Origin of the sequence: Chamaesiphon sp. VAR_69_metabat_338 (genome assembly GCF_031423935.1) — a bacterium.
Classification (GTDB): Bacteria; Cyanobacteriota; Cyanobacteriia; order Cyanobacteriales; family Chamaesiphonaceae; genus Chamaesiphon.
This window is the reverse complement of record NZ_JANPGM010000692.1, coordinates 1-13,083: the sequence shown is the minus strand read 5'-3', so window position 1 is coordinate 13,083 and position 13,083 is coordinate 1. Positions and strand designations below refer to the sequence as shown.

9 protein-coding genes are annotated in these 13,083 nt (G+C 43.4%); 3 read left to right on the top strand and 6 right to left on the bottom strand.

Translation table 11 applies throughout. The features are described 5' to 3' along the window. The first annotated feature begins 160 nt into the window (after window positions 1-160). Entirely contained in the window at window positions 161-736 is a 576-nt protein-coding gene (locus RMO84_RS19400; protein WP_310490081.1) for a transposase, read from the top strand. Window positions 737-1,024: 288 nt separating this feature from the next. On the opposite strand, the gene bchB is transcribed toward RMO84_RS19400, so the two are convergent. The 6 genes from bchB to RMO84_RS19370 all read right to left on the bottom strand — a co-directional run bounded on the left by bchB (window position 1,025) and on the right by RMO84_RS19370 (window position 10,626). Continuing rightward, a complete protein-coding gene (bchB, locus tag RMO84_RS19395) occupies window positions 1,025-2,551 on the bottom strand; it encodes a ferredoxin:protochlorophyllide reductase (ATP-dependent) subunit B (RefSeq protein WP_310490080.1) in 1,527 nt (508 codons plus the stop codon). A gap of 294 nt (window positions 2,552-2,845) precedes the next feature. Next, window positions 2,846-3,445 (bottom strand): RloB family protein, encoded by a 600-nt coding sequence (locus RMO84_RS19390; RefSeq protein ID WP_310490079.1) that lies wholly within the window; start codon window positions 3,443-3,445, stop codon window positions 2,846-2,848. Window positions 3,446-3,450: 5 nt separating this feature from the next. Further along, window positions 3,451-4,854 carry an ATP/GTP-binding protein gene (locus RMO84_RS19385; protein WP_310490078.1) on the bottom strand — a complete coding sequence of 468 codons (1,404 nt, stop codon included), beginning with the start codon at window positions 4,852-4,854 and terminating at the stop codon, window positions 3,451-3,453. A gap of 135 nt (window positions 4,855-4,989) precedes the next feature. Then, the gene (locus RMO84_RS19380) at window positions 4,990-5,907 is read right to left on the bottom strand and encodes a histone deacetylase (protein WP_310490077.1); all 918 of its coding nucleotides are present in this window, start codon (window positions 5,905-5,907) and stop codon (window positions 4,990-4,992) included. Window positions 5,908-5,990: 83 nt separating this feature from the next. Continuing rightward, window positions 5,991-9,374, bottom strand: a complete 3,384-nt coding sequence (locus RMO84_RS19375) for a hypothetical protein (protein WP_310490076.1) — start codon at window positions 9,372-9,374, stop codon at window positions 5,991-5,993. A gap of 232 nt (window positions 9,375-9,606) precedes the next feature. Continuing rightward, entirely contained in the window at window positions 9,607-10,626 is a 1,020-nt protein-coding gene (locus RMO84_RS19370; RefSeq protein ID WP_310490075.1) for a metal ABC transporter solute-binding protein, Zn/Mn family, read from the bottom strand. A gap of 200 nt (window positions 10,627-10,826) precedes the next feature. Between RMO84_RS19370 and RMO84_RS19365 the strand changes: the two genes are divergently transcribed. Together RMO84_RS19365 and RMO84_RS19360 are read left to right on the top strand one after the other, a co-directional pair. After that, window positions 10,827-11,816 carry a GTP-binding protein gene (locus tag RMO84_RS19365; RefSeq protein WP_310490074.1) on the top strand — a complete coding sequence of 330 codons (990 nt, stop codon included), beginning with the start codon at window positions 10,827-10,829 and terminating at the stop codon, window positions 11,814-11,816. A gap of 99 nt (window positions 11,817-11,915) precedes the next feature. Next, window positions 11,916-12,656, top strand: coding sequence for a hypothetical protein (locus RMO84_RS19360; RefSeq protein ID WP_310490072.1), 741 nt, complete (start codon window positions 11,916-11,918; stop codon window positions 12,654-12,656). Window positions 12,657-13,083: the final 427 nt, after the last annotated feature.

Here is a 13,083-nt window from a genome sequence, read left to right as displayed (position 1 = left end):
AGATTATGCGAGCCAAGACAGGGGGATCTACCCACTATAAATGTATCAATTAGACTTTTCAGATATCCTCTAAACCACAAAAAAGATTTGTAAATCTATCGATTTAATGATTTGTTTATTAATTAAATCTTACAAGATTGATATATTAACAAAAAAGCTCATGAACGATTTAACTAGCACCCCTACAAAACAACTCGATTCGCTTCCAGAGACGCTACGCGGACGAAATTCAGCAGCGACAGATTTGCCTACTGATGTGAATACTCGACACAACATCAAAACAGCCAGAGTTGAAACCCTTGCCAAACTCTATCTAGACAGCGAACCTGCCCAAATTGACGATCCAACACTAGTCGAACTATGTGAGTGGCTGTGGGGCGAGTTTCAAGCGACCCCACTCAACCTAGAATTCTCATGGTATGAGCGTTATCAAAATGCCGCTGAGATGTTTGCCGATATCAAGCAAAGCCATCTGTGGGTATCTGCTGAAAACTATGATACTAGCCTGGGTATTAATCCAATCTATAACTTCATTCTTTATGCAGTGCATAACCACGATCATTATCGCACTCATAGCGATTTTAGTATGGAGGGGGAACTGGCAACTTATAATGCCACTGCCAAACGCGCTCCCAGTCTAATTATTCAAAAGATTATTTATTCTGAAAGTGTGCTCCGGCCTGCTGCTTATCTATTTCTGGGACATGCGCCGATCTCTAAAATTGTCTTTCCTTAATTTATCGCTTTTACATAACCGTTGCATCTCATGAGTTGACTAGCGATCTATATTTGCCCAAAACAATCCGATCGCCTCATAAATAATAGTTGAATTGAGATGCTAACTACGAGCGATCGCGATGACATCATCACGATCGGTACGAATTATCGATCGATTGAAATAATACCTGCTGTGTCTAATTAGTTAATTTTCATATTTAACTAACTCATGAAAAACGGTAGCTGTGGAAGATCCTTAGCTACCGTGCTTATTTATAGTTATAAATCCGAGAAATGGATTTATAGCTTAAGCTCCAACTGCTTCTTTAGCTGCATACATTACTTCTAAAGTAATTACAGCTTGGCCGCGATCGCGTGCGAATTTTTCGGTATTGCGTTTGACTTTACCGCGCACGAAACCAGGCACCTTATTCAGTTCGGCTTGAGCTTCTTTATTCCAACCCAAGTCAGAATCAGCAGAAATACCTTTAGTAATTACTTCCTTAGTATCGTGTCCGCCGAAGATTTCTAACAGGTGATCTTCCATGCCCAATGTGAAGGAATTGTAGATCAGATCGACAACTTGATTGGTGCCTTCATAACCCAAAAATGGCTTGTAACCGATCGGGAAATTCTGAACGTGAATTGGTGCCGAAATTACACCAGTCGGAATATTTAAACGTTTGCCGACATGGCGTTCCATTTGCGTACCGAAGATGGCTGATGGCTCACTACTGGCAATGCGATCGCCAATTAAGCCATGATCGTCGGAGATAATTACTTCATCGCAATATCCCTCGACTTCCTTGCGGAACCATTCTTCATCGGGTTTGCAAAAAGTCCCCGCCCAGACGACATGAATTCCCATTTCGCGGGTGAGAATCTTGGTAATTGCCGCTGCATGAGTCGCATCGCCATAAACTACCGCTTTTTTGCCAGTTAAATTCTGACAATCGATCGATCGTGAGAACCAAGCGGCTTGGGAAACGTGGATCGTTTGCTCGTTGATAAAATCTTCGTAATTTACATCCGCACCACCAGCATTGAGGATCGTTTGAATCTTGCGAATACACCGAGCCGTTTCAACTACACCCATTGGGGTAATATCGACGTAGGGCGTGCCCAATTCGCGTTCGAGGTATTCTACCGTCATCGGCCCTAATTCGCGGTACGGAGCGAGGTTAAACCAGGCTTTGCCCAAACCTTTGAGTTCTTCAACGCGGGCACCTTCGGGAATGACAGCATTAACCGTAATTCCCAATTCACCCATCAACTTTTTAAGTTCGGTGCAATCGTGGTTATTGTGGAAGGCGAGGGTCGAAATCCCGATGATATTTACCGAAGGTTGCGCGGTTTTTTCGGTGACTAAATCGCCTTTCTTGCGCGCCTTCTCGATATAGTACTGGACGATCTGCTGTAACGTGCGATCGGCAGCCTGCATCTCGTTGAAGCGATAGTGATTGACATCAGCTAGTAAAACATCAGCCTTAGCTTCTAGTTGAGCACGTTGGACGAAATTGGCGAGATCTTCTTGCAGGATGCTCGACGTACAAGTCGGCGTCAGCACGATCAAGTCTGGATGCTCCTCGGCATCCTTGCGGGTAATATTATCGACTACCTTTTCCTGAGAACCGCGTGAGAGCACGTGTCGATCGACTACGCTGGTAGTCACTGGTGTAAAGTCCCGTTCCCGCGACAGCATCGATCGCATGACGTTAAAATAATCATCCCCGATCGGCGCGTGCATGATCGCATGAACGTTTTTAAACGAAGTCGCCACCCGCAATGTCCCAATGTGAGCGGGAGCAGCGTACATCCAATAAGCTAATTTCATATATATTTATCCCTTAGTCCCAGTCTACCGTTCGATTCTGTTTAGATTGTCGCAAACAAATCGGGCTTAGGACGCGACCTCTGTAAAAATTTAACTTAATATAAGGCAACAATAGCAAAATTGCTGTAAGCACTGTTATTAAAGGGATAACTGCATTAAATCGACAAGTATATTGGTGAATTTTTATTGATAATTAACTAAATATTTTCTTGAGTATTCGATCTGAAGATTTCTGCATTGACTATTTGCTGGCAGTTTCATCATCAAAATCAAGCAACTAGCATTAATCCGAGCCTACACGGATAGCTGGATTAGAAGTTCGACCAATCGATAGACATGCGTTCCAATTGTGGGCGGCCAGTTTTGCTGAAGATCTGGATGTAGTATTTTAGCTCTTTCTACTGCCTCAGCTAGATTAGGCGCATACTTGGGTAAATCTAAATTGCTACTCTTATAACTTCCTAAAATTTTACGCAGCCTTGCTTTAAACTGTTTACATGTTTTATCTTCGGAATCTAAATCATCAAAGTGAATGCACAACCAAACTTCAAAGCATGGATTACTAATGGCTAAATTATAATTTTTCTGTTTGGCTTCACGACATACAAAACTTAACTTTTCATCACCCCATCGATCGACATCCAGTACCAGCCATAACATATCATCTTCATGGAGATCGAATTCTTCTGTAAATGAATTTAATCGATCGAGTACATAGTCGGGTGCAGATTGATTATCGCTACCAGTTGGCAATACTTTTACCTTAATCCGACTACTATCAAACATCTCAAAATACTGTTGTTCGGTAACAGCACCTTCAGTGGCAATAATAAAAAGTCTGGCATCACGGCGATCGTGTTTGCGATCGAGTAATTTAGTTCGATTAATACCCATTACTTTTAATGTTCGATCTTTTCCATTGCCGCATCTCGATCTCGATCGTCGTGCCAGCCTAAGCTTTCAGGATTTCCAAAGAAAGGAATAGCACCAAATCGACCATTCAAATAACCTTTCTCAATTTTTAGGTCGGGTCTAGTTTTAAACTCTGCCAATGAGTACAGGCTTGACGATCCGTGCCGATCTTTTTCTACAAACCAAATTTCATCACGTCTTAATAATTCTAGATCGAGCAGATTTGTATCATGAGTCGTGAAAATAAGTTGATTATCTCGATCGATACATTCTATTACTGTCTTCACAAACAAGCGAGAAAGTAAAGGATGCAATCTTCGATCTAGCTCGTCAATAAAAATAACTTTTTCAGATTCTTCCTTCAACATAAACAAGGCTGGTATAAGATGAATTAATCTCTGCGTTCCTTCTGATTCTTCTTCTATGCTAAAACCAGTGAGTTCGCCATTTGCATGGCGATGTTGAGTTATCAGTCTAATTAATTTTATCTCGCTTATTTCATTTTTATAGATAAGATACTGCTTGCCATCATCATTGTCCATTAATGCAGCCTCTTTGTCTATTTCAGAAAACTCTTGAAGAAAATCTTCTCTTTCTGTTTTTGACATATTTGGAAAGTAGCGATCGAAATCTAGCTCTACTTCTTCTGCTTCGATACCATCAATACCTGTTCCGGCTAACACAAGAAATTGTCGCAGAAAATCTGTAAATGAGTTATCTACCAGAACTTGAATTCCCAAGCTTATACAAGTTGCTTCGGCAGAAATAACAACTAATGTCTTTCTGAACCAATTAGCAACTGGAAACAAAGCCTCAACGTTTCGATCGATTGCTTCAGTCAACAATAGTTGGTTTGAACGTGTACCTTCTGCAATAAACTCCAGAAATTGCTTGCGTCTTTGACTTTTTCCTGTCAGCGGCAAACCATAGTCTACAGTAGTTTTTTTGCCAGAAGATGCGCTCCGCTCAAAATACATCACCTCTTTTTTCTTACCAGGCGGAATCACATGAAGCCATTCTTCGAGGATTTGTTCTCGATTTAATTTAAATCCATAAGAATATCGAGCATCTTGATGAGTAAAAATGAATTCAAATTTACTAGGCTTTTTACTATAATCTCCTAGTTTAAAAGTGGACACAGGAATAGTTCGATTGCTGCGAGTACCTTCTAAAATTAGCTCTTTAGCAAAGCTAAGAGCCTCAATCAAATTCGATTTACCACTTGCATTTGCACCATAAATTGCCGCGATCGGTAATACGGGTCGTCCTTTACCTGCGGCATCTTCTATCAATCGATCGGCATGTTGTCGATCGCTACTAACACCCACCATACTAAAAGTAACTTCATCTCGGAATGACAGAAAGTTTTCGATAGTTAGTTGAATTAGCATCGTTATTTTGTTCGCAGAATTTTTATGTTATTCCGACGTGATCACGATCTTACGCTAAAAATGCTGGTTTTAGGAGATTTTTTCTCCTAAAACCGCTAAAAGTTAAAGAGGGAGATAATTATTGCCGTTTCTGCGTTACAACTTATGTCTGCTAGAAATCTCACTAGCAGCCCGATGCAGTAACGAATGTCGATAAACCAGACTGGGAATATCTTCTGCATAGCCGCCACCAATCACACAGGCAACTGGATAACCTTGAGATACACAAGTATCTAACACATATAAATCTCGATCGAATATCCCCGTATTTGTTAGAGCTAGTTTCCCCAACCTGTCGCTAATATGCGGATCTACACCCGCATCGTATAAGACTAAATCCGGTTTTACTTGTGATAATAAATCGGGTAAATACTGTGAAAGGGTTTTTAAATACTCCGCATCTTCCATCCCTTCCCGCAGGGGGACATCGAGATCGCTGGCTTGTTTCTTGCTGGGAAAATTGATCTCGCAGTGCATGGAGAAGGTAAAGACACTCGGATCGCCTTGAAAAATTGCGGCGGTACCATCGCCTTGATGGACGTCGAGATCGACGATGAGGATCTTTTTGGCTAAACCTAATTTTTGAACGACACGAGAGGAGATCGCTAGATCGTTGAAGATACAGAAACCCGAACCCATGTTTGGAAACGCATGATGGGTACCGCCTGCGGTGTTACAGGCGATGCCATGCTCGATCGCGAGTTTCGCAGTCAGGATCGAACCACCTAGCGCGATACAAGTCCGATTGACTAATTCGGGACTCCAGGGTAAACCGATCCGCCGCTGTGCTCTGGGGTCTAATGTGCCGGTATAGTAAGCCTGAATATAAGCCGGATCGTGGACTAATTCTAGCCACTCTGTTGGTGGTAATGTGGGGGCGAATGTTCGATCGAGCGTAGCTAATCCATCGGCTAATAACAACTCGTATAACAGCCGAAATTTGGACATCGGAAAGCGATGACTATCAGGCAACGGGACGACATAATCGGGATGGTAAACAATCGGTACGGACAAAATAGCTAAGACTACTGATAATGATTCGTCAAGACCGAAAGATTATAACTTCTTCTTAACTATTTTGCCGATCGATTACTTGGCTAAACGTAATTAAAATAGCTCTCCGTCAAACTCAACCCTGACGTATTGGCGACGATGCCGACTAATTCTGGTGTGCCGAAGATGTTGGCATAAATAGCCGTGCCAGCCGGTACACCCGCAGGTGCCGTGTCCAGCGTATAATCTGCGGCTGTGCCCTTGAGTTGAATTACATCGCTATTAGTAGCAAAACCGATGATTGTCGCATAATCATTCAAGCCAGGATTGTTACTATCAAGATCGTTATAGTAAACCTGGTTAGCATCGCCTAAGATAAATCGATCGCTCGTACCGGCATGGGTGAGGATATCGATTTCGCCGGTTCCGGCTGTCGGACTATTGGAATCGACACCAACGAGGGTACTGTTGGCGTTACCACCGATGAGGAGATCGTTACTGCTAGTACCTCGCGCCGAGCCGACAGTTACTTTGGCTGAGTGGGTACCAGTGCGCGCGAATATCATCTCTAATCGATCGCCATTGAGAGTATAGCTATCGGCTCCAGTGGCGGTAAAATTTTGAGAAACCGCACTGTTGAGATCGATCGAGATTTTGCCAGCCCCATTAAAGGTATAGTCGAGATTCTGCCCGTCGCCTGTTACGGAAAGCAGTTCGGCGCGTTGCGCTAGCGCGGAAATATGCGTCACCTCATCTGTCGTCGTACCGAGGTTAATGGTAAAGTTACCACCAGTTTTGGTTAAAAATACCGAATTATTATCGAAGGCATAGTAGTTGCCCACGTTCTGAACTTGTTTGCTGGACTGAACATCCAGTGAGAATGTCCCAACGCCGGTAGTGCTATTATCTGGGGTCACTTGAGCGGTAATGATATCGCCGACTTGGTTGACTGTTACCGTCGATTTCTGAAACGTCCGCAGTCGATTTTGGGCATCTGTAAAGGTGACAAACTCCGTGCCATCGGCGGCGGCTGTAGCGATGAAATTTTCATAGATGGCGGGATCGTAAGCCGAATCGGTGCCTGTGGCTCCGTAGTCGTGCCAAGCAAACTCGATAATTGGCTTGTGGGCGCGATCGGTTAATTGGTTGTATTCTTGAGTCCATAATGCGGCGGTTTGTTCGTTGGTGAGCTTCAGAAATCCGATCGCATTGTAGTCAAACGAAATATTGGGTGAGAAGTAAACGGCTGTAGATGTTGGAGTGAGCCAGCCCGCTGCCGTATTATAGGCAGTCCCTACGCCTGTATAGTATTGGAAATAAGTATCGAGTTGTCGATCGAGTGTCAAACTATCGGGATTGCCCGGAGTGGCTGCGCCAGTGACGGTAATGCCGAGTTGCTGCGCGATAACGTTTTTGGACTGGTTGAATTCAAATTCAACTTCGGTAGGCGTCAGATTGCTCGGATCGAAAGGGTGGGTATAAGAGTGGGTGCCAATTTCTTCGCCCAATGCCAGCCAGCTTTGATAAATCGGTGCCATTACCGTCCAATCCGTCGCTTCACCTGTACTCGGATCGTTACCGATATTGATAAAGTCGGTACCGACAAAGCCATACTTGGTATTCCAGCCAGTCAAAATATCGGTTAACTTGGCTTCAACAGTTGGAGCTTCTGCTAAATATTTGGATCGATCGACATCATTGCGAGAGAGAAATAAGCTGTTATTGCGAGTAATGTCGAGGCTGACAGTAACTGTCTCTGGATAGACGATCGCATCGATGGCAGCAGCGACAATATTGCTATCGGCAAAGATCGTCTGGTTAGCAAAATGGACATTTTGACCGCCCATTTTGGTGGCAATAATCGCATTATAATTCGCACCATTAACTGTCTGTTCGGCAAGAATCTGGCTAGATGTATCGATCGGACTATAAGCAGCAAAAGCGATTCCTTTATCGTAATTAAGTAACTGTTCGCCACTGGTATAGCCAGACAAGATATCGTTATTAACATCTTTCGCTGTGACTGTGGCAGCTTGCACACCACCGCCAGCAGTACGTTGTACGCCTAAGATACTCTTCATCCGACTGTAAGGATCGCCAGCTAATACCGCGCCGGCTTCATCGTTAGTCAGAAAGTCGCCAGAGGTGACAATGCCGATCCCGTATTTCGTCACAGCTTGAGTTAGGGAAGTTTCGATCGCACTCAGATCGGCAGATTTAACATTGGTAAATGAGGGGATAACTAGTGCGTCATAGTTGATAATTTTACTTAAATCTTTGAGATCGCTTTCAGCTAAAAGATCGAAAGGTATCCCAGCCGAGATTGCTTGACTTTGAGCGGCTGTAAATAATTGACTGTAGGCTTTTTTGTCGAAGTAATTATTTGCAGAAGTCTCGGAATAAACGATCGCGATGCGCTTGGTAGTATTGGTACGAGTTGGCAAATCCGTACTCCCGATGCTCAATTTATTGCTCGCATAGTCACCAGGCAAGAAGGCTTTGTCATTGATATCGATCGCCAGATCGATGCCGCTGTTACTAGTGGGAATAGTATTCGGAATTGCTACTTCCAGAGTCTTGCCATCGCTACTACGTGCAAAATCTAATTGCCCGATGAGGGTTTGTCCTGCGGCACCACTATATAAATATGGCGTACCATCAGCCGCGATATTAATATTATATTCCGCCCCAACTGTCGAGCCAAAAACTTGGTACCCAGTAGCTTTATCTCGATCTGTATTCAGCCAAATGGTGGTATTAGCACCGATCGCATCTTGAGTAGAATTAATTGCTAAAACATAACCATCAGCGGTGTTTTTACCAAACACACTATAACCAGTCACCTGTTGACTAGCTGAGGCATCTAGGCGATTTATTGATGACCAATCAGTTAAGTTACCGTCTAAATTAATATTCCCATAAGTATTTTTCGGCGTGAAAGTTGGTGTCTCGTTCCCCGCTTGAGAAACAGTGAGTTTGGCTGGGTTACTATAGTCCCCAGGTAAGAAAACGTTGTTATTTACATCTGCCAACACATCGATGGCTATCGGTGCAGTCGTACCCAATAAACTGACGGGTACAGAGATCTCTGCACTCAAGCCATCGGCACTAATGCTGTAGTCTACTGCCGAGATATAGTTTTGACCGTCTGCGCCACTATAGAGATAAGCTTTGCCATCGGCGGCAAAGTTGATGTTATATTCAGCACCACCAGCAAAACCAAAAATTTGATAACCAGTCGCCACATCTCGATCGGTATTCAGCCAAATTGTAGTGCCAGTGCCAATCGCTTGTGCCGATTTAATCGCGAAGACATAGGAGTTCGTACTATACTTGCCGTACAACTCATAGCCTGTCTGCGCCGTACCCTTAGCCATAGAGTCTAATCGATCGTTCGCAGTCCAGTCTGCTAGACTTCCATCGATCGCGATGTCGCTAGATCGATTGGTAATAGTGGAGTTGAGCGTCGGATCGACAGGTTGAGCCATAGTTGAGATACTAAAATAATCGCTACAAGTATTTAGCGTATTCCTAAGACAATTAGATACTTAGGTAGTACGTGTAAATACTGATATTGGCATTAGAGCATAATCTCTAGGTGCTTGTCTACGATCGAGATCGCCACCACTACCAATTTGACCAGCTCCCAACTTGGCGTGGAGCTGAGCTACAGCTAGGCTTAAACTGCCCTCTTGCTAATAACTAGGAACGTAGAGTAGATTACTTAACTACCCGTGGAATATACTTACCACCCAATCCTGTAACGATCGCTTGAGTATTAGCGATTAACATCTTTTGATAAGTATCTCCAGAACTCTTGGCTTCACCCAATCCATCAGCATAGATTTCGCGTTCTGATACCTTCACATTTGCTTCTTTGGCAATAGTTTGAATCAGGCTGGGATTGAGAGTCAATTCTGCATAGATAGTTGGAACTTGAGTTTTTTTGATGCGATCGATTAGTTCTTTCGCTCTAGCTGCATTCGGTTTTTCTTCCGTACTCACTCCGGCTAGCGTGGCGATCGATAGTCCATAGGCTTTAGCATAGTAGCCGAGCGAATCATGAGTGGTGATTAAAACTTTGTTTGCTGTCGGAATTGTATTAACTCGCGATCGAATCCAGCGATCGATGCTAGTAATTTCTGATGTTAAATTTTGAGTATTTTGTCGGTAAAGTTTTGCTTGACTCGGAACTAATTTTGATAGATTAACTTCAATTACTTCAGCCAGCTTGATGCCATTTTGGGCATTGTGCCAAACGTGAGGATCGATCGTGCTTTGACCATCTTCGGTAAATTGTTGAGGTTGGGGAATGGCGACTTCATTGACTGCTACTTTCGTCGCTAGATTGGATGAGGATTTAATAGCCTTGGTTAGTTCTGGTTCTAAATTGTAGCCACCATACAGCACGAGTCGAGCATCCTCGATCGATTGGCGAGCTGCGGGGGTGAGTTTATAAATATGCGGGTCGCTACCAGGCGATAATAAGCAAATTAACTCGATGCTACTAGCCGCAATTTGTTTGGTCAGATCGCACAACACAGTATTGGTGACGACAACTTTCGGTTTGTTACTGGTGATGGTAGATCGCTCGGTCATCAGCGATTTCCCTGGCTGATTTTGTACGCTAGGACTGATTGAAGTGCAACCAGTCGCTAGTCCACTCAGCACGATCGACGCTAGGATCTTGAAATAAGAACCATTGCAGTTTGGGCTAGTATTGTCAGTGCTGATGTTCACGATTGAAATTTTCCATACATATCGTCACAAATGAGAACTAGCAAGAGCTAGCGACCCATTCGCTGCCACAAACGCGGTAGAATGAGAATCATTCTCACTGCTGATAAGAGCTATCCTAGATGTTTACTACTCTGTTGTCAATCATGGAAGTAGCCTAGCCAAAATCATGGCCGAGTAGATCTAACTTATTATCAAATCTGATGAATACTCTCGAAAATCCATCGCGCTCTACCGTTCCAGTCACAGTTCTAACCGGATACTTAGGTGCAGGCAAAACAACCTTACTCAATCATATTCTGACCCAAGAACACGGCCAAAAAATCGCTGTCATTGTCAATGAATTTGGTGAGATTGGGATCGACAATCAGTTGGTGGTGAGTAGTGATGAAGAAATCTTTGAGATGAACAATGGATGCATCTGTTGTACGGTACGCGGCGATTTGATGCGGATTATTGGCAATCTGATGCACCGTCGGGATAAGTTCGATCGATTAGTTATTGAAACCACAGGTTTGGCCGATCCGGCACCAGTGATTCAAACTTTCTTTGTCGATGAAGATGTCCAATTGCAAACCCATTTAGATGCCGTAGTAACGGTAGTCGATGCCAAACACATTCACCTCCATTGGGACGCGGAGGAAGCCCAGGAACAGATTGCTTTTGCCGATCGAATCTTGATTAACAAAACCGATCTAGTGACCCCAGCCGAACTAGATGAATTAGAACGTAAAATTCGGGGGATGAATGCGATCGCCAAAATTTATCGTACTCAAAATGCGCTCGTCGATATCGATACTGTTTTGGGTGTTGGCGGCTTCGATCTCAGTCATGCACTGACGATCGATCCAGATTTCTTAGGTGAAGAAGCCCACGAACACGATGAATCTGTCGGATCGATCGCATTGGTAGCATCAGGTGCAATGAATGTCGAAAAAATTCAAGAGTGGTTGAGTAAACTGCTACCTACTCAAGGACAGAATATCTTTCGGATGAAAGGGATTTTAAATATTCACGGCCAAGATCAGCGATTTGTCTTGCAAGGCGTTCACATGATTCTGGATGCCAGACTCGATCGAGCATGGCGGGAAGATGAGGAACGCAAGAATGAGTTGGTATTAATTGGCCGCAATTTAGATGGGGTGAAATTACGCCAAGATTTCAATAACTGTTTGGTATCAGTAGACAAATAACATGATAGATTAACACGATTTGGTTGAAAATGTAGTCGATCGTACGTCAGTACTGAGAATAAACGTTACACTAGCTATGTAAGTTTCGTTTTGTCGTCAATGATGAAATTATTTTTACTTCAAATCGGTATCGTGACGATGTTCGCAGGAGTATTGGTGCCGATTCCGGGACTGTGCTACAGCCTGAACCGAACAGAGACGACACGATCTCTCGATTCGAGTCTACTCGCGCAAGTCGCTAGTTATCGCCCGTTAGTAGATGCAGCAAACCAAGAAGAGCGACTAGGAAATCAGGCAGCCGATCGCTTTTCTGCGGCATTCGCACAATTTCTGAATGCACCTAATCGAGATCGCGCACTTAAACTTACTAACGTTCTCATCAAAACATCTGGGCAAGCAGCCATTCATCTTCAGCGGAGTAGTGAGTTGGGACTACAAAGTCTGCCCTACTACGCTGCCGATCCATCGGCACAAACTGCATTAGATACTACATACCGGATTCAGACAGAACTAGCGCAGATTTATCGAAACTACAATCAACTCTCCCAGCAGACTCGTAGTGCCATTCAAGCTAATGATGGGGCTAAAGCAAATGTGTTAGGGACTAAATTTGCCATGCTCGACGAAAAAAAAACACAGTTGATTCAAATCAGCAAACAAGTTGATCGAGCTTACATAAATCGGAGCAACGCGGTAAACGCTCAATTAATTAACAATTTGAATATACAAATGAGGAATGGGGTTATCCAAAGAAGTCGGGCAACAAAATGTATGGTATCTAATTTACCTTATGGTTCACCATCGCAAGTCGCTAATAATGCTAATGCCTATTGTAATTAAGATTAACTCGATCGCGAGGTTAAAAGTGTTCAAAATTCAAGCATTGTAAATACAATTACCATCAATAAATAATGCCTGACAGCATATTATCTTTAGAAAGATTAAATTTATCTTTCGCTCGATTCATCAGTGGCTAAATTACCAGACTCCGCGCTCGTCGAGATATTTACACTGCAACGCAGCATGGTTGAGTGCCTCGACGCAGCTACAGCAATGGAATATAGATTAGTTCGGGAAATTGGTGAAACACCCGAAACGCTACCCGAACTCGAAGAACTCCAGAAGATTAGAGATCGGCTAGTATCCTCTTATTCTAGACTCAACAACCTACTATTGAGAATCTGCCAAGCTCAGCCAACTACTCCTAAGAGGATGTTTGAAAAGTCTAATTGCTTCGTTTTTAACGGCTAAATCCCCCTGCTTGGTG

What these genes read in the sequence shown, in the direction of transcription:
- RMO84_RS19400 (WP_310490081.1), top strand. Translation starts at nt 161, where the DNA reads ATGAACGATTTAACTAGCACCCCTACAAAACAACTCGATTCGCTTCCA.
- bchB (WP_310490080.1), bottom strand. Translation starts at nt 2,551, where the DNA reads ATGAAATTAGCTTATTGGATGTACGCTGCTCCCGCTCACATTGGGACA.
- RMO84_RS19390 (WP_310490079.1), bottom strand. Translation starts at nt 3,445, where the DNA reads ATGGGTATTAATCGAACTAAATTACTCGATCGCAAACACGATCGCCGT.
- RMO84_RS19385 (WP_310490078.1), bottom strand. Translation starts at nt 4,854, where the DNA reads ATGCTAATTCAACTAACTATCGAAAACTTTCTGTCATTCCGAGATGAA.
- RMO84_RS19375 (WP_310490076.1), bottom strand. Translation starts at nt 9,374, where the DNA reads ATGGCTCAACCTGTCGATCCGACGCTCAACTCCACTATTACCAATCGA.
- RMO84_RS19365 (WP_310490074.1), top strand. Translation starts at nt 10,827, where the DNA reads ATGAATACTCTCGAAAATCCATCGCGCTCTACCGTTCCAGTCACAGTT.
- RMO84_RS19360 (WP_310490072.1), top strand. Translation starts at nt 11,916, where the DNA reads ATGATGAAATTATTTTTACTTCAAATCGGTATCGTGACGATGTTCGCA.